Here is a 20,258-nt window from a genome sequence, read left to right on the forward strand (position 1 = left end):
GCGTGAAACGATGGGCGGCATGTCGCGAGCCAGCCTGGACAAGAAGCCCACCGAGGTCGCCTCCATGTTCGACGGGATCGCCCGTCGCTACGACCTCACGAACGACCTCATCTCCCTCGGGCAGGACCGGCGGTGGCGCAAGCACACGGTCGACGCCGTCGCGGCCCTGCCGGGCGAGCGCGTCCTGGACCTCGCGGCCGGGACGGGCACGTCGAGCGAACCGTTCGCGGACGAGGGCGTCGAGGTCGTCCCGTGCGACTTCTCGGTCGGCATGCTCCAGGTCGGCAAGCGCCGCCGCCCCGACATGCCCTTCGTCGCGGGGGACGCCACGGCGCTGCCCTTCGCCGACGCGTCGTTCGACGCCGTCACCATCTCGTTCGGGCTGCGCAACGTCGTGGACACGAGCGCGGCGCTGCGCGAGATGCTGCGCGTGACACGCCCGGGCGGGCGCCTGGTCGTCTGCGAGTTCTCCGAGCCGACGTGGAAGCCGTTCCGCGTGCTCTACACCGACGTCTTCATGCGGATGCTGCCGGTCGTGGCCGGGGCCGTGACCAAGGAGAAGGGCTCGTACGAGTACCTCGTCGAGTCCATCAAGTCCTGGCCCACGCAGCCCGAGCTCGCGCACCTCATGCTCGACGCCGGCTGGGAGGGCGTCGCGTACCGCAACCTCAGCGGTGGCCTCGTCGCGCTGCACCGCGGGATCCGCCCCGCCTGACGCACCAGCACGGAGCGAGGCGGGCCCGACGCACGGACCCGCCTCGCTCCGTCGTACCCTCCTGCCCCTGCGACCAGGGTGTTCGTCGCTCAAGGAAGGGTTGCCTTGCTACACAATCGCGAGCATGTGTGGCTAGAGTGGCGATGTCCATTGTGAGCGACTTCACAAGGGTCTTTCCGAGGTGTGCCCCAGGGCGGAACGAGGTGAGAACGTGCGTGATCGGACCGACGACGCGGACGTCATCGTCGTGGGCGCAGGCCCCGCCGGTGCCACCGCGGCCCACTACTGCGCCGCCGCCGGCCTGAGCGTCCTCCTCCTCGAGAAGGCCTCCTTCCCCCGCGACAAGATCTGCGGCGACGGCCTCACGCCGCGCGCCGTGGGTGAGCTCGTGCGCATGGGCGTGCCCACGCGCGCCGAGGACGGCTGGATCCGCAACAAGGGACTGCGCGTCGTCGCGAGCGGTCGCCAGTGGGAGCTGCCCTGGCCCGAGCTCAAGGCGTACCCCTCCTACGGCCTCGCCCGCTCCCGCATGAACCTCGACCAGACGCTCGCCGAGCACGCCCAGCGCACGGGGGCCAAGCTCCTCGAACGCACCAACGTGACCGGGCCGCTCCTCGACGAGCGCACCGGCCGGGTCGTGGGCGTCACGGCCCGCCCCCTCGACGAGAACGGTCGCCGCGCCGGCGACGAGTACGAGCTGCGCGCCCCGGTCGTGATCGCGGCCGACGGCGTCTCGTCCCGCTTCGCGCTCGCGCTCGGCCTCGAGAAGCGCCAGGACCGGCCCATGGGCGTCGCGGTCCGCACCTACTTCACGACCCCTCGTCACGACGACGAGTGGATGGAGTCCCACCTCGAGCTGTGGGACGGCCCGGCCGGAAGGTCGAACCTGCTGCCCGGCTACGGGTGGATCTTCGCGCTCGGCGACGGCACCGCGAACGTCGGGCTCGGCTCGGTCAACTCGACCCCGGCCCGCCAGTCCGCGGCGAACGTGGACTACAAGGACCTGTTCGCCAGGTGGATGGCGAACGCTCCCGCGGAGTGGGAGTTCACCCCGGAGAACCAGCTCGGCCCCGTGCGCGGCGCCGCGCTCCCCATGGGCTTCAACCGCAAGCCGCTCTACTCGCGCGGGGTCGTGCTCGTGGGCGACTCGGGCGGCATGGTCAGCCCGTTCAACGGCGAGGGCATCGCCTACGCCATGCAGGCCGCGCGCGTGGCGGCCGACGTCGTGGCCCAGTCCCGGGCCCGCAGCACCGACGCCGCCCGCGAGCGCACGCTCGCGACCTACCCCGACATCATGCGCCGCGACCTGGGCGGGTACCACACGCTCGGCCGGTACTTCGTGCGGCTCATCGAGCACCCCGAGATCATGCGGCTGTGCACCAGGTACGGCCTGCCTCGACCGCTCGTCATGCGCTTCGTCCTCAAGCTGCTGTCCGACTGTTACGAACCCCGCGGGGGCGACGTCGTCGACCGCGTCATCGCGGGCCTGACGAGGGTGGTGCCATCGGCATGACCGATCCTGGTGCGACGGCAAGGAAGCCGTCATCGCTGTTCACGCAGTCACCACCCAGCCCCTCGGACCCGGGCCGACGCAACGATGCGCGGACGCCCGGCGGCAGCACTCCCGACTTGCCCCAGCGCGCCCCCCGGAGAGCAGACCGATGACCAACCCGTACGTGCCCGTCCTCGTCCTGATGGGGATCGGAGCCGTCCTGGCTCTCGGCGGGGTCGCCGCGAGCGCCGTGATCGGCCCCAAGAGGTACAACCGCGCCAAGCTCGACGCGTACGAGTGCGGCATCGAGCCCACGCCGCACGCGGTCGGCGGAGGGCGCTTCCCGATCAAGTACTACCTCGTCGCGATGACCTTCATCATCTTCGACATCGAGGTGGTCTTCCTCTACCCGTGGGCGGTGGACTTCACGGTCCTGGCCACCTTCGGGCTCGTCGCCATGCTGAGCTTCCTCGCCCTGATCACCGTGCCGTTCGTCTACGAATGGCGCCGTGGCGGGTTCGAGTGGGACTAGCCGGAACCAGTTAGGGAGAACGCAGATGGGGATCGAAGAGGCTCCCTCGGGCTTCTTGCTCACGAGCGTGGAGAACCTCGCGGGGTACTTCCGCAAGGCGTCGCTGTGGCCGGTGACGTTCGGCCTGGCGTGCTGCGCCATCGAGATGATGGCGGCCGGCGCGTCGCGCTACGACCTGTCCCGCTTCGGCATGGAGGTCTTCCGGGCCTCGCCGCGGCAGGCCGACCTGATGATCGTCGCGGGTCGCGTGAGCCAGAAGATGGCGCCTGTGGTGCGCCAGGTCTACGACCAGATGTCCGAGCCCAAGTGGGTGCTGTCGATGGGCGTGTGCGCGTCGAGCGGCGGCATGTTCAACAACTACGCGATCGTGCAGGGCGTCGACCACATCGTGCCGGTCGACATCTACCTGCCCGGCTGCCCGCCGCGCCCCGAGATGCTCATCAACGCGATCCTCGCGCTGCACGAGCAGATCCAGGCCGAGCCGCTGGGCGTGAACCGGCGCGAGGCGGCGAAGGCCGCGGAGGCCGCGGCCCTCGAGGCGACCCCCACGTTCCAGATGAAGGGACTGCTGCGGTGACGAGCACCAACGACGGCTCGACGGGCCGGCCCGCGGACGACGTCCAGCGCGAGAAGGTCGCGAAGGGCGACGTCCCCGGCGACGAGCTCGTGACCGGGCCGGAGACGGGCGGCCGCGAGCCGCTCGAGGTCGTCGAGGTCCGCACGGGCATGTTCGGGGCCAAGGGCTCGGGCGACACCTCGGGGTACGGCGGGCTCGTGCGGCCCGTGGTGCTGCCGGGGCCGAGCGCTCGCCCGTACGGCGGCTGGTTCGACGAGGCCGTCGACGTCCTGGCCGAGGTCCTCGCCGAGGGCGGCGTGCGCTTCGAGGACGCGGTCGAGCAGGTCGTGGTGGACCCCCCGGGGCGCCACGCCGAGCTCACGCTGCACGTGCGCCGCGACCACGTCGTGACGGTCGCCCGCGCGCTGCGCGACGAGCAGGACCTGCGCTTCGAGCTGAGCATGGGCGTGAGCGGCGTGCACTACCCGCACGACGTGGGCCGTGAGCTGCACGCCGTCTACCACCTGACGTCGGTGACCCACGGGCGCAGCCTGCGCCTCGAGGTCTCCGTCCCCGACGCGGACCCGCACATCCCGTCGAGCACGTCGGTCTACCCGTCCAACGACTGGCACGAGCGCGAGACGTGGGACTTCTTCGGGATCGTGTTCGACGGCCACCCGGCCCTCGCCCGCATCGAGATGCCCGACGACTGGCCGGGCCACCCGCAGCGCAAGGACTATCCGCTCGGCGGCATCCCGGTCGAGTACAAGGGCGCCACGGTGCCCCCGCCGGACCAGAGGAGGTCGTACTCGTGAGCACCACCACCCCCCACGCCACGAAGGCGCCGTACGGGGACTTCGACCCGAGCATCCCCAGCTTCGAGGCCTCGGGCGGCGACTGGGCGGACATCGCCGCAGAGGCCACCCAGCTGGGCGAGGAGCGCATCGTCGTCAACATGGGCCCCCAGCACCCGTCCACGCACGGCGTGCTGCGGCTCATGCTCGAGATCGACGGCGAGACGGTGACCGAGGCCCGCTGCGGCGTCGGCTACCTGCACACGGGCATCGAGAAGAACATGGAGTACCGGACGTGGACCCAGGGGGTCACGTTCTGCACCCGCATGGACTACCTCGCCCCCCTCTTCCAGGAGACCGCGTACTGCCTCGCGGTCGAGAAGCTCCTCGGGATCACGGACGACGTGCCCGAGCGCGCGAGCATCATCCGCGTCCTCATGATGGAGCTCAACCGGATCGCGTCGCACCTCGTCTGCCTGGGCACGGGCGGCAACGAGATGGGCGCGACGACCGTCATGACCATCTCCTTCACGGCGCGCGAGGAGATCCTGCGCGTCTTCGAGGCCGTCACGGGCCTGCGCATGAACCACGCGTACGTGCGCCCCGGCGGCGTGGCGCAGGACGTCCCGCCGGACGTCGTCGCCCAGATCCGCAAGGCCGACCCGCTGATCCGCGGCTACCTCGGCCAGCTCGGCGACCTCATGCTGGCCAACCCCATCTTCAAGGGACGCCTCCAGGGCGTCGGGCACCTCAACCTCTCGGGCTGCATGGCGCTCGCGATCACGGGCCCGGTGCTGCGCTCGACCGGCCTGCCGTACGACGTGCGCAAGGCCGCCCCGTACTGCGGCTACGAGACGTACGACTTCGACGTCCCCACCTCGGACGAGGCCGACTGCTACTCGCGCGTCGTGCTGCGCCTCGAGGAGTGCTACCAGTCGTTGCGGATCGTCGAGCAGTGCCTCGAACGCCTCGAGGCCACGGCGGGCCAGCCCGTCATGGTCGCCGACAAGAAGATCGCGTGGCCCGCTCAGCTCGCGGTCGGCGCGGACGGTCAGGGCAACTCGCTCGACCACATCCGCGAGATCATGGGCACCTCGATGGAGGCCCTGATCCACCACTTCAAGCTGGTCACCGAGGGCTTCCGGGTCCCGGTCGGGCAGGTGTTCCAGTCGGTCGAGCACCCTCGTGGCGAGCTCGGCGTGCACCTGGTGTCCGACGGCGGCACGCGCCCCTACCGGGCCCACTTCCGTGATCCTTCGTTCAACAACCTGCAGGCGGTCGCCGTGATGTGCGAGGGCGGCCAGGTCGCCGACGTCGTCGTCGCGGTCGCCTCGCTCGACCCGGTGCTGGGAGGGGTGGACCGATGACGCTCGAGGCCAGGAGGTCCGGATACGACGAGGCGACGTACGCGCGCCTCGCCACGGACACCGCGGCGATCATCGCCCGGTACCCGGAGAAGAGGTCCGCGCTGCTGCCCATGCTGCACCTGGTGCAGTCGGAGGACGGCTACGTCTCGCGCGACGGCATCGCGTTCTGCGCCGAGCAGCTCGGCATCACGGCCGCCGAGGTGTCGGCCGTCGCGACCTTCTACACGCAGTACAAGCGCCACCCCAACGGCACCTACACCGTCGGCGTGTGCACCAACACGCTGTGCGCGATCATGGGCGGCGACGAGATCTTCGACGAGCTCTCGGAGCACCTGGGCGTCGGGCACGACGAGACGACGGACGACGGCGCGATCACCCTCGAGCGCGTCGAGTGCAACGCGGCGTGCGACTACGCGCCCGTCGTGATGGTCAACTGGGAGTTCTTCGACAACCAGACCCCCGCGGGTGCCACGCAGCTCGCCGACCGCCTCCGGGCTGGAGAGGACGTCGCCCCCACGCGCGGCGCGGCCTCGGTCTGCACGTTCAAGCAGATGAGCCGCGTGCTCGCCGGGTTCTCGGACGGCCGCGCGGACGAGGGCGTCGGGGCCGGCGGCCCCACGCTCGCCGGGCTACGGCTCGCGCGCGAGCACGACTGGACCGCACCGGGCGGGGCAGCTCCGGAACAGGTCGACGAGCCGGCCACGGACACGGGTGCGGCGGCCGCGGCGGGCGCCTCCGCCGTCGGGCGTGAGCAGTCCAGCGCCGAGCGCACGCCCACCACGCCCGCCGACGCCACGGGCGAGAAGCCAAGGACTCGGGCCTGCGCGGCCGAGGCGGCGCCGGGTTCCCCACGGGCATGAAGTGGGGCTTCCTGCCCGCGCCCGACGGCGGCCCCCGCTACCTCGTCGTCAACGCCGACGAGTCCGAGCCGGGGACCTGCAAGGACATCCCGCTCATGCTCGCGAGCCCCCAGCTCCTGATCGAGGGCGTGGCCATCACGTCGTACGCGATCGGGTGCGACCACGCGTTCATCTACGTGCGCGGCGAGGTCCTGCACGTGTACCGCCGCCTGCTGCGGGCCGTCGAGGAGGCCTACGCGGCCGGGTACCTGGGCAAGGACATCCAGGGCTCGGGCTTCGACCTCGACGTCACGGTCCACGCGGGCGCGGGGGCGTACATCTGCGGCGAGGAGACCGCGCTGCTCGACTCGCTCGAGGGCCTGCGCGGCCAGCCGCGACTCAAGCCCCCGTTCCCCGCGGTCGCGGGCCTGTACGCGCGGCCCACCGTGGTCAACAACGTCGAGTCGGTCGCGAGCGTCCCGGCGATCGTCAACGAGGGCGCCGACTGGTTCAAGTCCATGGGCACCGAGCGCTCGGCAGGGCACGGGCTGTTCTCGCTCTCGGGGCACGTGGTCCGTCCGGGACAGTACGAGGCGCCGCTCGGCATCACGCTGCGCGAGCTCCTCGACATGGCCGGCGGGGTCCGCGGCGGCAACCGCCTGAAGTTCTGGACGCCGGGCGGGTCCTCGACGCCCCTGTTCACCGACGCGCACCTCGACACCCCGCTCGACTACGAGTCGGTCGCGGCGGCGGGCTCGATGCTCGGCACGCGCGCGCTGCAGATCTTCGACGAGACCACGTGCGTGGTGCGGGCCGTGAGCCGGTGGATGGACTTCTACGCGCACGAGTCGTGCGGCAAGTGCACCCCGTGCCGCGAGGGCACGTACTGGCTCAAGCAGATCCTGCGCCGCATCGAGACCGGCACGGGCACCGAGGGAGACCTCGACGTCCTGCTCGACACGTGCGACAACATCCTCGGCCGCGCGTTCTGCGCGCTCGGCGACGGTGCCACCTCGCCCGTCACGAGCAGCATCGCGCTGTTCCGCGAGGAGTACGAGGCGCACATCACCGGGCGCGGCTGCCCGTTCGACCCCTCGGCCGCCGCGCTGTTCGACTACACGCCCCGGCGTGCCCCGCAGGCCCTGACGGCAGGAGCGCACTGATGACGACCACGACGCCCGGCCCGTCGAGCGCGGTCGCGGCGGGAGGCGCGAAGCCCCCCGCCCGCCCCGACGACGTGTCGTTCACGATCGACGGCATCGAGATGGCCGTGCCCAAGGGCACCCTGGTCATCCGTGCCGCCGAGCAGGTCGGCATCCAGATCCCGCGGTTCTGCGACCACCCGCTGCTCGCCCCCGCGGGCGCGTGCCGCCAGTGCCTCGTCGAGGTCGCCACCCCCGACCGCGAGGGCAACGTCCGCCCCATGCCCAAGCCGCAGGCCTCGTGCACGCTCGAGGCCACGCCGGGCATGGTCGTCAAGACCCAGCACACCTCCGCTGTCGCCGACAAGGCGCAGCACGGCGTCATGGAGCTCCTGCTCATCAACCACCCGCTCGACTGCCCGGTGTGCGACAAGGGCGGCGAGTGCCCCCTGCAGAACCAGGCCATGAGCAACGGGCGCGCGACGAGCCGCTTCGTCGACGTCAAGCGCACGTTCCCCAAGCCCATCGCGATCTCGACCGAGATCCTGCTCGACCGCGAGCGCTGCGTCCTGTGCCAGCGCTGCACCCGGTTCTCCGCAGAGATCGCGGGCGACGCGTTCATCGACCTGCAGAAGCGCGGCGCGCAGCAGCAGATCGGCCGGTACGACGCGCGCGTCCTGGGGTTCGCGGACGGTGACGCGGAGCCGAGCACTCCCGCGGCGGCGATGCCCTACGGCGCGCAGGCCGGGTTCGAGGCCCCCGTCGGGGCGGCCCTCGAGGACGAGTCCGGTCGCCCGTTCGCGTCCTACTTCAGCGGCAACACCGTGCAGATCTGCCCGGTCGGGGCCCTCACGGGCGCGGCGTACCGTTTCCGCTCGCGGCCCTTCGACCTGGTCTCCACCCCGGGCGTCGGCGAGCACGACGCGTGCGGGTCCGCGATCCGCGTCGACCACCGCCGCGGCGTCGTGCTGCGGCGCCTGGCGGGCGAGGACCCGCTGGTCAACGAGGAGTGGATCACCGACAAGGACCGCTTCGCGTTCCACTGGCAGGACGCACCGGACCGCCTGACCCACCCGCTCGTGCGCGACCGCGAGGTCGACACCGAGGGCCGTGTCACGCGCGGCGAGCTGCGCCCCGCGAGCTGGGCCGAGGCCCTCGAGGTCGCGGCCGACGGACTGTCTCGGGCCCGCGCGGCGGGCGGCGTCGGGGTCCTCCCCGGCGGTCGCCTGACCGTCGAGGACGCCTACGCGTACGGCAAGTTCGCCCGCGTGGTCCTGGGCACCAACGACGTCGACCACCGCGCCCGCGTGCACTCGGCCGAGGAGGCCGACTTCCTGGCCCACCGCGTCGCGGGCACGGGGCTGGGCGTGACGTTCGACGAGCTCGAGAAGGCTCCCGCCGTGCTCCTCGTGGCCCTCGAGGCGGAGGAGGAGGCGGGCGTCACGTTCCTGCGCCTGCGCAAGGGCGTGCAGAAGCGTGGCCTGCGGGTCTTCTCGATCGCCCCCTTCGCGAGCCGGGGCGTGCAGCGCCTCGACGGCACGCTCCTGCGGGCAGCGCCCGGCACCGAGCCCGAGTGGCTCGACGCGCTCGCCTCGGGCACGCAGACCCTGTTCGGCCACGAGGGCGCCGTGGGCCCCGACGCGCCCGAGTCGGTCGACGAGCCCACCGAGGTCTCGGCTCTGCGCGAAGCGCTCGCACGGCCCGGAGCCGTGGTCCTCGTGGGCGAGCGTCTCGCCGGCGTCCCGGGCGGGTACTCGGCGCTGCTGCGCCTGGTCGAGAGCACGGGAGCACGGCTCGCGTGGGTCCCGCGCCGGGCGGGGGAGCGCGGCGCGGTCGAGGCAGGCACGCTGCCGGGCCTCCTCCCGGGCGGACGCCCCGTGCCCGACGCCGCAGCACGCGTCGACGTGGCCGTCACCTGGGGCGTCGAGCACCTCCCGGAGGCGACCGGACGCGACACGGGGGAGATCCTCGACGCGCTGTCCGTGGGGCAGCTCGGCGGGGTGCTCGTCGGCGGCCTGCACACCGACGACCTGCCCGACCCCGACCACGCGCGTCGCGCGCTGGGCGCCGCAGGCTTCGTCGTGTCCCTCGAGGTCCGTGCCTCGGACGTCACGGCGCTCGCGGACGTGGTCCTGCCCGTGGCCCCGCCGGTCGAGAAGGCCGGGGCGTTCGTGAGCTGGGAGGGCCGCGTGCGGACCTTCCCCGCGGCGCTCGCCACGACCGCGATGCCCGACCACCGCGTCCTGGACGCGCTCGCCGACGCCGCGGGAGTCACGCTCGGGACCCGGACGCTCGACGAGGTCCGGTCCGAGATCGACCAGCTCGGCACCTGGGACGGCGAACGCTCGGCGGCACCCGCCGCCGCGGCCGCCGAGCCGCCCGCAGTCGCGCCGGGCACCGCGGTGCTCGCCGGGTGGCGGCTGCTCCTCGACGCAGGCCGCGGCCAGGACGGCGAGCGGTTCCTCGCCGGCACCGCCAAGCGCCCCGTCGCCCGCCTGTCCGCGACGACCGCCGCTGCGGCCGACCTCTTCGAGGGCGACGTCGTGCGGGTCTCGACCGACCGCGGGTCGATCGAGCTGCCCGTCGTGGTGACCGACATGGTCGAGCACGTCGTGTGGCTCCCGCTCGGCTCGCAGGGGTCGCAGGTCCACCGCGACCTCGGCGTCGCGCCGGGGACGCTCGTGCGGATCGAGCCCGCCGCGCGGTCCACCGTGACCGCACGGTCCACCCAGCCCACCGACGGGGGAGCATCATGACCGGTCTGCTGAACCTGGCCCTGGCCTCCGAGGCGGCCCTGGTCACGGAGACTCCGGGAGTACCGGGGATCGCGGCCGACTTCTCGCAGGACAACGGCTGGACCTACCTGGTCAAGGCCGTCCTCATCATCGTGTTCCTGCTCACGAGCGTGCTCATCGCCATCTGGTTCGAGCGCAAGGTCGTGGCCCGCATGCAGGTCCGTCCCGGACCCAACGTGCACGGGCCCTTCGGGCTGCTCCAGTCGCTCGCGGACGCCATGAAGCTGCTGCTCAAGGAGGACCTCACGGTCTCCGCGGCGGACAAGTTCGTGTACATCCTGGCGCCCATGATCGCGGTGTTCTGCTCGTTGCTGACGTTCGCGGTCATCCCCTTCGGGCCGAACGTCACGATCCCGTTCACGGACTACTCGACGCCCGCACAGCTCACCGACTTCCCCGTCGCGGTGCTCTACATCCTGGCGTGCGCCTCGGTGGGCGTGTACGGGATCGTGCTCGGCGGCTGGTCCTCGGGCTCCACCTACCCGCTGCTCGGCGCGGTCCGCTCGACGGCCCAGGTCATCAGCTACGAGCTCGCGATGGGCCTGGCCCTGGTGAGCGTGTTCATCATGGCCGGCTCGATGTCGACCTCGGAGATCGTCGACTCCCAGACGCGCGTCTGGTGGGCCCTCATCCTCATCCCGAGCTTCGTCATCTACATCATCGCGATGATCGGCGAGACGAACCGCCTGCCGTTCGACCTCCCGGAGGCCGAGGGCGAGCTCGTCTCGGGCTACATGACCGAGTACTCGTCCATGAAGTTCGCCTGGTTCTTCCTCGCCGAGTACATCAACATGATCAACGTCTCGGCCGTGGCGACCACGCTCTTCCTGGGCGGGTGGCGCGCCCCCTGGCCGCTGTCCGCGATCAACGACGGCATGTTCAACGAGGGCTGGTGGCCCATCCTCTGGTTCCTCGTCAAGGTCTGGGCCTTCATGTTCGTGTTCGTGTGGGTCCGCGGGACGCTCCTGCGCCTGCGGTACGACCAGTTCATGAAGTTCGGCTGGAAGATCCTCATCCCGGCCGCGCTCGCCTGGATCGTCGTGCTCGCGGTCGTCCAGGGCATGATCCGCTTCGGCGACGTCGACAACCGCACGATCCTCGTCGCTGCCGGTGCGCTGTTCGCCGTCGCGCTGCTCGCGATCTTCCTGTGGCCCGCCCGCAAGGAACCCGGAGGGGGAGCCGGAGACGCCGGGGGAGCGACGCCGTCGGGCACCTCGCCCTACCGCAAGGCGGCCACCGCCTCGCCCGAGCCCTTCGACGCCTTCGCGGGCGGCTTCCCCGTCCCGCCGCTGCCCGGCCAGTCCCTGCCCAGCGCCTCGCGCCGAGCCCGGCGCCTGGTCCCCGAGGGCAGCCCGCCATCCGGCGGGGGCCCCGCAGCTCCCGACGCCCAGGACGAGGAGGTCCCCCGTGGCTGACTACGAGTCGTTGATCCCCCAGAGGAAGGGGCTCGGCGGGCTGCTCGCGCCCGTCGCCGGATTCGGGGTCACGTTCTCCTCGATGTTCAAGCCGACCGTGACCGAGCAGTACCCGTTCGAGAAGGTGCCGACCAAGCCCCGCTACCACGGTCGCCACCAGCTCAACCGGTACGAGGACGGCCTCGAGAAGTGCATCGGGTGCGAGCTGTGCGCCTGGGCCTGCCCCGCGGACGCGATCTACGTCGAGGGAGCGGACAACTCCGCGCTGCCCGACGGGGCGCACCGCTCGCCCGGCGAGCGCTACGGCAGCGTCTACCAGATCAACTACCTGCGCTGCATCTTCTGCGGGCTGTGCATCGAGGCGTGCCCCACGCGGGCCCTGACGATGACCAACGAGTACGAGCTCACCGGACCGACCCGTGAAGGGCTGATCTGGGAGAAGGAAGACCTGCTCGCGCCGCTGCGCGAGGGCATGCTCGCCGCCCCGCACCCCATGGTGCCCGGGACGACCGACACCGACTACTACCGGGGAGAGGTGACCGGGCCCGTGCCCGAGCAGATCGACTGGGTGCGCGAGCACAGGCCCGACGACCCGACCTTGCCGCCCGTCGAGGACCCCGCCGCCGCACGGCGCCCCGAGGTCCGGAAGGTGGTCCGGTGACCGTCAGCGGGGGAGAGGTCGTCCTGTTCTGGGTCCTCGCCCCGCTCATGGTGCTGGCCGCGCTCGGCCTGCTGTTCGCCCGCAAGGCCGTGCACGCCGCGATCTGCGTCGTGTTCGTCATGATCAGCCTCGCGATCCTCTACATCGCGCAGGAGGCGGCGTTCCTGGGCGTCGTGCAGATCGTGGTCTACACGGGCGCCGTCATGATGCTCTTCCTGTTCGTGCTCATGCTCGTGGGCGTCGACGCGTCGGACTCGCTCGTCGAGACCATCCGCGGCCAGCGCCTCATCGGGGTGCTGCTCGGGCTGGGGCTCGGCTCGGTGCTGGTCGGGGTCGTCGCACAGGCGACGTTCCCGCCCTCGGTCGGGCTCACGGCGGCCAACGCCGAGTCCAACCCCGTCGCGCTCGCCCGCATCCTGTTCGCCGACTACGTGTTCGCGCTCGAGGTCGTCGGCATCCTGCTCGTGACCGCGGCGATCGCGGCCCTCGTCCTGACGCACCGGCGCCGGCTCGTGCCGCGCGTCGGGCAGCGGCAGATCTCCGACGCCAAGGTCGCCGCGCTCGCCGAGGGCGGGCTCCTGACCCCGCTGCCGGCGCCGGGCGTCTACGCGCAGAACAACGCGATGGACACCCCCGCGCTCGACCCGCAGGGTCGCCCCATCGAGCACTCGGTCTCGCGCATCCTGCGCATCCGCGGGCAGGAGCGCTCCGCGGGACGGATCCTCGCCAAGGAGCGGGCCGTGCTCGCCGAGCACGAGCCCGAGCTGACGGCCCGGCGCTTCCCCGAGCTCACGGCCGCCACCGACGAGGAGGCCGCCGCGGACCTGTCGGGCGAGGCGCCGGTGCCTGCGGCCGAGCCGGGGGCCTTCCCGACCGACACCACGTCCGGGCCGACCACCGAGCACGGGAAGGAGAGCTGACATGGAGCTGACCAACTACCTGGTGCTCGCCGCGATCCTCTTCGCGATCGGCGCGACGACCGTGCTGCTGCGACGCAACGCGATCATCGTCTTCATGGGCATCGAGCTCATGCTCAACGCCACCAACCTGACGTTCGTGACGTTCGCCCGCATGCACGGTGACCTCCACGGTCAGGTCATCGCCTTCTTCGTGATGGTGGTGGCCGCGGCCGAGGTCGTCGTGGGGCTCGCGATCATCGTGGCCATCTTCCGTACCCGCCGCTCGGCCTCGGTCGACGACGTCAACCTGCTGAAGAACTGAGAGGGCAGGCATGCCAACGGTGACTCTGCTTCCAGCCCTCGCGCACGTCGTGCCGGCCGCGCTGCCGACCCAGGAGATCGTCCCGGCCTCGACCGTCGTGCCCGGGCCGTTCCTGCTGGCCCCGCTGCTGATCCTGCTGCCGCTCCTGGGGGCCGCGGTCCTGCTGCTCGCGGGACGGCGCAGCGACCGGTGGGGCGCGTGGTTCGGGGTGCTCATGTCGGGCGGCGCGTTCATCGTCGCGCTGGTGGTGTTCTTCTCGATGCTGGGCCTGCCCGCCGACGAGCGGGTGGTCGACCACCGGCTCTTCGACTGGATCGCTGCAGGCGGGCTCGACGTGGGCGTGGGCCTGCGGCTCGACCCGCTGTCCATGACGTTCGTGCTGCTCGTGACGTTCGTCGGCACGCTCATCCACGTCTACGCGGTCGCGTACATGGAGCACGACAAGGACAAGCGCCGGTTCTTCGCGTACCTCAACCTGTTCGTCGCGGCCATGCTGGTCCTGGTCCTCGCGGACTCCTACCTCGTGCTGTTCGTCGGCTGGGAGGGCGTGGGCCTGGCCTCGTACCTGCTGATCGGGTTCTGGAACCACGAGCGGGCCAACGCGGTGGCCGCCAAGAAGGCGTTCATCATGAACCGCGTGGGCGACCTCGGCCTGATCGTCGCGCTCATGCTCATGTTCGCGGGCTTCGGCGCGGTGGACTTCGCGACGGTCTTCGCCGACGCCCCGGGGGCGGGCACGGCGCTGCTGACCGCGATCGCCCTCGCGCTCCTGGTCGCCGCGTGCGGCAAGTCGGCGCAGTTCCCGCTCCAGGCGTGGCTCGGTGACGCCATGGCGGGCCCCACGCCCGTCTCGGCGCTCATCCACGCGGCCACCATGGTCACCGCGGGCGTCTACCTGGTCGTGCGCTCGGCGCCGATCTTCGACGGAGCCCCGACGGCGCAGCTCGTCGTGGTCCTCGTCGGCGCGGTCACGCTCCTGTTCGGGGCGATCGTCGGCTGCGCCAAGGACGACATCAAGAAGGTCCTGGCGGCCTCGACGATGTCGCAGATCGGCTACATGATGCTCGCGGCCGGGCTGGGACCGATCGGGTACGCGTTCGCGATCTTCCACCTCGTGACGCACGGCTTCTTCAAGGCAGGCATGTTCCTCGGGGCGGGCTCGGTCATGCACGGCATGGACGACGGGGTCGACATGCGCCGCTTCGGCGCACTGTCGAGGTACATGAAGGTCACCTGGGTCACGTTCGGCCTGGGCTGGCTCGCGATCCTCGGGATCCCGCCGTTCTCCGGGTTCTGGTCCAAGGACAAGATCATCGAGGCGGCGTTCGTGCCGATCGACGGCCAGGAGTGGCGCGCGTGGGTCTTCGGCGGCGTCGCGCTGCTGGGAGCGGGCATCACGGCGTTCTACATGTCGCGCCTGTTCTTCATGACCTTCCACGGGCACAAGCGCTGGAACGACGGGTCGGGCAACCCCACGGGGCCTCTCTCGACCGACGGCCCCGTGCAGCACCCGCACGAGTCGCCCGCGCTCATGACGGCGCCCATGATCGTCCTCGCGGTCGGCTCGGTGGCACTGGGCGGGCTGCTCGCGATGGGCGACGTGTTCGTCGACTGGCTCTCGCCCGTCACGGGCCATGCCGAGCACGCCGAACCGGTGCTGCCGGTGTGGTCGCTCATCACGCTGACCCTGGTCCTCGTCCTGCTGGGCGTGCTCCTGGCCTGGCGTCAGTTCGCGGTGTCCCGTGTCCCGATCGTCCCGCCGCACGGTTCGGTCCTGACCCGCGCGGCCCGCAAGGACCTCTATCAGGACCAGGTCAACGAGGCCGTGTTCATGCGGCCCGGGCAGTACCTCACGCGGTCCCTCGTCTACGGGGACCGGCAGATGGTCGACGGCGGCTGGATGGGTCTTGCCGGCCTCGTCGGCGCGACAGGGGAGAAGTTGCGCGGCATGCAGAACGGATTCGTCAGGTCGTACGCGGCGACGATGCTCGCCGGCCTGATCGTGATCGTCGCGGTGGTCCTCGCCGTGACCACCGGAACAGGGAGCTGAGGGACCGATGACCACCGAGATTCCCTGGCTGACTCTCCTGATCGTCCTGCCGCTCGTCGGCGCGGCCGCCGTCTGGGGGCTGGGCGCCACGTCGGCGCGCAAGCACCTGCGGACCGTGGCGGTCGTGTTCGGCCTCGCCGAGCTCGTGCTCCTGGGCCTCGCGATCAGCGCGTTCGACACCGCCGACGCGGGCACGTACCAGCTCACCGAGACGCACGCGTGGATCCCGCAGCTCGGCGTGAGCTACGCGGTGGGGGCCGACGGGGTCGCGCTCCTGCTGGTCGGGCTGGCGGTCCTTCTCGTCCCGCTCGTGATCCTGGCGGCGTGGCGCGAGCAGGACGGCGACCTCGCGAAGCTCCGCCACTACCTGGGGCTCGTGCTGCTGCTCGAGGCGTTCATGGTCGCGGTCTTCGTGGCCCGCGACGTGTTCTTCTTCTACGTGCTGTTCGAGGCCATGCTGATCCCGGTCTACTTCATGATCGGCGGGTTCGGGGGCGGGGCGCAGCGGCGCTACGCGGCCGTGAAGTTCCTGCTGTTCTCGCTCGCGGGCGGGCTCGTCATGCTCGTCGCGGTCATCGCCCTGTACCTCAACGGGCCGGGCGGTGAGCAGGGCTTCCTGACGCAGAACCTGGTCGACCACCTCGCCGCGAACCCGCTGGCGGTGAGCACCGAGAGGCTGCTCTTCCTGGGGTTCTTCCTGGCCTTCGCGATCAAGGCGCCGCTGTTCCCGGTCCACACCTGGCTGCCCGACGCCGCCGAGCACGCCCCCGCGGGCACCTCGACGCTGCTCGTGGGCGTCCTGGACAAGGTGGGCACGTTCGGCATGCTGACGCTGTGCCTGCCGCTCTTCCCGAACGCGAGCCAGTGGGCGGCGCCCGTGGTCGTGGTGCTCGCGGTCGTCTCGATCCTCTACGGCGCGCTCATGGCGATCGGTCAGAGCGACATCATGCGGCTCATCGCCTACACCTCGGTGTCGCACTTCGGCTTCATCGTCCTCGGGATCTTCTCGTTCACGTCGCTGAGCGTCTCCGGTGCCTCGTTCTACATGTTCAACCACGGGATCTCGACGGGGGCGCTGTTCCTGCTCGCCGGGTTCCTGGTCGCGCGGCACCCCGCACGCTCGCAGCGCCTGGCCGACTACGGCGGGCTCCAGCGGGTCACGCCGGTCCTCGCGGGCACGTTCCTCGTGGCGGGTCTCTCTGCCCTGTCCCTGCCCGGTCTCTCGACGTTCGTCTCGGAGATCATGGTGCTCGTGGGGACGTTCTCCCGCAGCCACCCGGCAGCTCTCGTGGCGGTCCTGGGCGTGGTGCTCGCGGCCCTGTACGTCCTGCTGACCTACCAGAAGGTCTTCACGGGCAAGGCCCCGCAGGACCTCCTGGGAACCCCGGACCTCGGGGCGCGCGAGAAGTGGGTCGTCGCACCCCTGGTCGTGGCCCTGCTCGTCCTCGGCTTCTACCCGGCCCCGGCGCTCGACCTCGTGCGCGAGCCCGCGGACGCGACCATGACGGCCGTGGGCGTCGAGAACCCGCCCACCACCCCTGATCTCCTCAGCGTTGAAGGGAGCGACTCGTGACCACCGCAGCCGCCTTCGTGGCCCCCGTGATCGAGTGGGCCTACCTCGTCCCGGTCATCGTCGTGCTGGGTGCGGGCGTCGTCGGGGTGCTCGTCGAGGCCTTCGTGCCCGACCGTGCCCGCCGGGTGGTGCAGGTCGTGCTCGCGCTCGCCGCGCTCGCCGGGGCGCTCACGTCGATCGTCCTGCTCTGGCCCGACGTGCTCGAGCAGAGCGGTGTGAGGGTGCTCGGCGGCTCGCTCGTGGTGGACCCGTTCGGGCTGGCCGTGCAGGGGATCGTCGTGGTCCTCGCGCTCCTGGCGACGCTCGTGATCGCCGACCGCACCTCGACCAAGCAGGACGCGTTCGCTCCCACGGCCGCGGCCGTGCCGGGCTCGGCGTACGAGGACCTCGCGCGGCGGCGCGGTCTCGAGCAGACCGAGGTGTTCCCGCTCGTGCTCTTCGCGGTCGGCGGCATGATGATCTTCCCCGCGACGGGCGACCTGCTGACGATGTTCGTCGCGCTCGAGGTGCTCTCGCTTCCGCTGTACGTGCTCACGGCGCTCGCGCGGCGCCGTCGGCTCCTGTCGCAGGAGGCGTCCTTCAAGTACTTCCTGCTGGGGGCCTTCGCGTCGGCGATCTTCATCTTCGGGGTCGCGCTGGTCTACGGCTTCGCCGGTTCGGTGCGGCTCGCGGACGTGCGTGGCGCCCTCCTGGAGGGCGGCGGTCTCGACGGCATGACGAGCCTCGTGCTGCTCGGCCTCGTCATGGTGCTCGCCGGGCTGCTGTTCAAGGTGGGGGCCGCGCCGTTCCACTCGTGGACCCCTGACGTCTACCAGGGCGCCCCCACGCCTGTCACAGGCTTCATGGCGGCCTGCACCAAGGCCGCGGCCTTCGGGGCGCTCCTGCGCGTGCTGTACGTCGTCGGCTCGGCGCTGCCGCCCGACCTCCAGGAGAAGCTCGTGGTCGCGCTGTGGGTCGTCGCGATCCTCACGATGATCGTCGGGACCGTGATCGGTGTCATCCAGACCGACATGAAGCGCCTGCTCGCGTACTCGTCGATCGCGCACGCGGGCTTCCTGGTCGTGGCGCTCGTCGGGTTCGGCGAGCTGAGCGGGTTCGGCGTGCGCGCGCTGCTGTTCTACCTGCTGGCGTACGGCCTGGCGACCGTGGGAGCGTTCGCGGTCGTGACGCTCGTGCGAGAGCGCGCCCCGCAGCCCGTCGTGGTCCCCGCCGAGGCGGAGCTCGCGACGGTCGGCGCGGTGCCGGGCGCCACGGCAGCCGGGTCCGCGGGGACGTCCACCACCTCGCCCGACGGCGGAGCGGTCCTGGGCGAGGCCACGCACCTCACGGAGTGGGCCGGGCTGGGCAGGCGGAGCCCGTGGCTCGCGGGCGCGTTCGCGCTCTTCCTGCTGTCGATGGCCGGGATCCCGCTCACGGCGGGGTTCATCGCCAAGTTCACGGCGTTCCAGTCGGCCGTCGCGGTGGGCGCCTGGCCGCTCGCCCTGATCGGTGTGATCGCCTCGGCCGTCGCGGTCTTCTTCTACGTGCGGGTCATCGTGCTGATGTTCTTCACGCCCTCGCCGCGGGCCGCGTCGGACGCCGTCACGGAGCCCGGTGCAGCCGCACCGCGCGCGGACCAGGACGGCGAGCAGGTCGTCGAGGCGACAGGGGCGACAGGCGGACAGGCCCGCTCCGTGGCCGCGTTCGTGAGCCGTGTCACGGTCGTCCGGTCGGAGGGATTCACCACGATCGCCATCACGATCTGTGTGATCGGCGTCATCCTTCTCGGCGTTTTGCCGTCCTCGGTTCTCGATCTGGCCTTCGAGGCGGCTAAGTTCAGACCGTGACCACTGTGCCACCCGTCTCCACGACGGCGATCCCCCTGACCGATCCGGAGCTCGCCGCGACGCTCACCGCACGCCTCACGACCGTCGAGGCGAGGCTGAGCGACGCCGTCGCGCACTCCGACGGGCTCGCGGACTCCGCGTCCCGCCACCTCGTCAACGCCGGCGGCAAGCGCCTGCGCCCGCTCCTCGCGCTGCTGTGCGCGGAGCTGGGCGACGGCGCCAGGCCGGAGGTGGTGGAGGCGGCCGTCGTCGTCGAGCTCACCCACCTGGCCTCGCTCTACCACGACGACGTCATGGACTCCGCGCCCGTGCGCCGCGGTGCTCCGTCGGCGCACGCCGTGTGGGGCAACTCGGTCGCGATCCTCATCGGAGACCTGCTCTTCGCCCGTGCGGCGTCGACGGTCGCGGCGCTGGGGCCCGAGGCCGTCCTCATCCAGGCGCGCACCTTCGAGCGGCTGTGCCTCGGCCAGCTCCACGAGACGACGGGCCCCTCGGAGTCCGACGACCCGGTCGAGCACTACCTGGGCGTCCTCGCGGACAAGACCGCTTCGCTGCTCGCGACCTCGGCCCGGCTCGGCGCGATGTTCGGCGGTTGCGACCAGGCCGTCGTCGAGGTCGTCGCCGAGTACGGCGAGAAGCTCGGTGTCGCCTTCCAGCTCGCCGACGACGTGCTCGACCTCGCTTCCTCGGGCGCCGAGTCCGGCAAGACACCGGGCACGGACCTGCGGGAGAAGGTGCCGACCATGCCGGCGCTGCTGCTGCGCGCACGCGTCGCGGCAGGGACGGGGACCGCGGCCGACGCCGCTCTCGTCGACCTCCTGGACTCGGATCTCTCGGGGGACGAGGAGCTCGCTGCCGCGGTCGCCGCGCTGCGGGCCCACGAGGTCCTCGGGGAGACCCGGGCGCTGGCCGTCGGGTGGGCTCGCGCGGCGATCGACGAGCTCGAGCCCCTGCCGGCCGGACCGGTCAAGGAGGCGCTCGTCGCGTTCGCCCAGGCACTGGCGGACCGCGCGGCCTGAGACCTCTCGCCACCGCAGCAGCACGAACCCCTGGGGGCGGTGCGCACGACCCACGGGTCCTGCGCACCGCCCTCGGTCGTGGTGCGCGGGCGGTGGGCGGGCGGCCGGTGGCCGCGTGGGGTGCAGGGCCGTCCGGCACCGTCTCGGCTCGTGGACGTGGGCCGGACCTCCCGGGGCCCCGGCGCGACGTCCGGCAGCGCGACGTCGGGCGCTGCCGCCTGCGGAGATGCCCAGGGAAATCTACTGCCAGTTGAGAACTGG

General features: G+C 71.6%; 16 protein-coding genes and 1 pseudogene. All 17 read left to right on the forward strand.

All coding sequences use genetic code 11. From position 1 onward, the window contains the following. The first annotated feature begins 19 nt into the window (after window positions 1–19). The 17 genes and pseudogenes from JOD48_RS05150 to JOD48_RS05230 all read left to right on the forward strand — a co-directional run bounded on the left by JOD48_RS05150 (window position 20) and on the right by JOD48_RS05230 (window position 19,997). Complete coding sequence (locus tag JOD48_RS05150) at window positions 20–715, forward strand: demethylmenaquinone methyltransferase (RefSeq protein WP_191791731.1); 696 nt, start codon at window positions 20–22, stop codon at window positions 713–715. Between the two features lie 211 nt (window positions 716–926). Next, on the forward strand, window positions 927–2,228 hold the full coding sequence (locus tag JOD48_RS05155; RefSeq protein ID WP_204807877.1) for a geranylgeranyl reductase family protein: 1,302 nt from the start codon (window positions 927–929) through the stop codon (window positions 2,226–2,228). A gap of 148 nt (window positions 2,229–2,376) precedes the next feature. Beyond that, the gene (locus tag JOD48_RS05160) at window positions 2,377–2,739 is read left to right on the forward strand and encodes an NADH-quinone oxidoreductase subunit A (RefSeq protein WP_030152013.1); all 363 of its coding nucleotides are present in this window, start codon (window positions 2,377–2,379) and stop codon (window positions 2,737–2,739) included. 25 nt (window positions 2,740–2,764) lie between these two features. Further along, complete coding sequence (locus tag JOD48_RS05165) at window positions 2,765–3,316, forward strand: NuoB/complex I 20 kDa subunit family protein (RefSeq protein WP_191791733.1); 552 nt, start codon at window positions 2,765–2,767, stop codon at window positions 3,314–3,316. An 89-nt stretch (window positions 3,317–3,405) separates the two neighbouring features. Beyond that, window positions 3,406–4,110, forward strand: a complete 705-nt coding sequence (locus tag JOD48_RS05170) for an NADH-quinone oxidoreductase subunit C (protein WP_204810378.1) — start codon at window positions 3,406–3,408, stop codon at window positions 4,108–4,110. Beyond that, window positions 4,107–5,456, forward strand: a complete 1,350-nt coding sequence (locus JOD48_RS05175) for an NADH-quinone oxidoreductase subunit D (RefSeq protein WP_204807879.1) — start codon at window positions 4,107–4,109, stop codon at window positions 5,454–5,456. Before JOD48_RS05170 ends, JOD48_RS05175 begins: the two co-directional genes overlap by 4 nt. Then, complete coding sequence (gene nuoE / locus JOD48_RS05180; RefSeq protein ID WP_204807882.1) at window positions 5,453–6,316, forward strand: NADH-quinone oxidoreductase subunit NuoE; 864 nt, start codon at window positions 5,453–5,455, stop codon at window positions 6,314–6,316. The genes JOD48_RS05175 and nuoE overlap by 4 nt, the downstream gene beginning before the upstream one ends. Further along, a pseudogene (gene nuoF, locus JOD48_RS05185) lies at window positions 6,265–7,458 on the forward strand (NADH-quinone oxidoreductase subunit NuoF); the annotation flags it as partial. The gene nuoE and the pseudogene nuoF, both read left to right, overlap by 52 nt. Next, window positions 7,458–10,193: an NADH-quinone oxidoreductase subunit G gene (locus JOD48_RS05190; RefSeq protein WP_204807884.1), complete on the forward strand. Its 2,736-nt coding sequence runs from the start codon at window positions 7,458–7,460 to the stop codon at window positions 10,191–10,193. The pseudogene nuoF and the gene JOD48_RS05190, both read left to right, overlap by 1 nt. Then, entirely contained in the window at window positions 10,190–11,647 is a 1,458-nt protein-coding gene (gene nuoH, locus JOD48_RS05195) for an NADH-quinone oxidoreductase subunit NuoH (protein ID WP_204807886.1), read from the forward strand. Before JOD48_RS05190 ends, nuoH begins: the two co-directional genes overlap by 4 nt. Continuing rightward, on the forward strand, window positions 11,640–12,308 hold the full coding sequence (gene nuoI, locus JOD48_RS05200) for an NADH-quinone oxidoreductase subunit NuoI (RefSeq protein ID WP_051703076.1): 669 nt from the start codon (window positions 11,640–11,642) through the stop codon (window positions 12,306–12,308). Before nuoH ends, nuoI begins: the two co-directional genes overlap by 8 nt. Further along, entirely contained in the window at window positions 12,305–13,228 is a 924-nt protein-coding gene (locus JOD48_RS05205; protein WP_191791740.1) for an NADH-quinone oxidoreductase subunit J, read from the forward strand. Before nuoI ends, JOD48_RS05205 begins: the two co-directional genes overlap by 4 nt. 1 nt (window position 13,229) lies before the next feature. Then, complete coding sequence (gene nuoK / locus JOD48_RS05210) at window positions 13,230–13,529, forward strand: NADH-quinone oxidoreductase subunit NuoK (RefSeq protein ID WP_138825647.1); 300 nt, start codon at window positions 13,230–13,232, stop codon at window positions 13,527–13,529. Window positions 13,530–13,539: 10 nt separating this feature from the next. Next, window positions 13,540–15,579: an NADH-quinone oxidoreductase subunit L gene (gene nuoL, locus JOD48_RS05215; RefSeq protein WP_204807889.1), complete on the forward strand. Its 2,040-nt coding sequence runs from the start codon at window positions 13,540–13,542 to the stop codon at window positions 15,577–15,579. Window positions 15,580–15,586: 7 nt separating this feature from the next. Further along, window positions 15,587–17,152, forward strand: coding sequence for an NADH-quinone oxidoreductase subunit M (locus tag JOD48_RS05220; protein WP_191791742.1), 1,566 nt, complete (start codon window positions 15,587–15,589; stop codon window positions 17,150–17,152). After that, window positions 17,149–18,978 (forward strand): NADH-quinone oxidoreductase subunit NuoN, encoded by a 1,830-nt coding sequence (gene nuoN, locus JOD48_RS05225; protein WP_204807892.1) that lies wholly within the window; start codon window positions 17,149–17,151, stop codon window positions 18,976–18,978. Before JOD48_RS05220 ends, nuoN begins: the two co-directional genes overlap by 4 nt. Then, window positions 18,975–19,997 (forward strand): polyprenyl synthetase family protein, encoded by a 1,023-nt coding sequence (locus JOD48_RS05230; protein ID WP_307823980.1) that lies wholly within the window; start codon window positions 18,975–18,977, stop codon window positions 19,995–19,997. Before nuoN ends, JOD48_RS05230 begins: the two co-directional genes overlap by 4 nt. Window positions 19,998–20,258: the final 261 nt, after the last annotated feature.

Origin of the sequence: Oerskovia paurometabola (assembly GCF_016907365.1) — a bacterium.
Classification (GTDB): Bacteria; Actinomycetota; Actinomycetes; order Actinomycetales; family Cellulomonadaceae; genus Oerskovia; species Oerskovia paurometabola.

Excerpts from the sequence above, each read along its gene's own strand:
- JOD48_RS05190 (WP_204807884.1), top strand. The coding sequence starts at position 7,458 with ATGACGACCACGACGCCCGGCCCGTCGAGCGCGGTCGCGGCGGGAGGC.
- nuoH (WP_204807886.1), top strand. The coding sequence starts at position 10,190 with ATGACCGGTCTGCTGAACCTGGCCCTGGCCTCCGAGGCGGCCCTGGTC.
- JOD48_RS05165 (WP_191791733.1), top strand. The coding sequence starts at position 2,765 with ATGGGGATCGAAGAGGCTCCCTCGGGCTTCTTGCTCACGAGCGTGGAG.
- JOD48_RS05220 (WP_191791742.1), top strand. The coding sequence starts at position 15,587 with ATGACCACCGAGATTCCCTGGCTGACTCTCCTGATCGTCCTGCCGCTC.
- JOD48_RS05150 (WP_191791731.1), top strand. The coding sequence starts at position 20 with ATGTCGCGAGCCAGCCTGGACAAGAAGCCCACCGAGGTCGCCTCCATG.
- nuoE (WP_204807882.1), top strand. The coding sequence starts at position 5,453 with ATGACGCTCGAGGCCAGGAGGTCCGGATACGACGAGGCGACGTACGCG.
- JOD48_RS05160 (WP_030152013.1), top strand. The coding sequence starts at position 2,377 with ATGACCAACCCGTACGTGCCCGTCCTCGTCCTGATGGGGATCGGAGCC.
- nuoK (WP_138825647.1), top strand. The coding sequence starts at position 13,230 with ATGGAGCTGACCAACTACCTGGTGCTCGCCGCGATCCTCTTCGCGATC.
- nuoL (WP_204807889.1), top strand. The coding sequence starts at position 13,540 with ATGCCAACGGTGACTCTGCTTCCAGCCCTCGCGCACGTCGTGCCGGCC.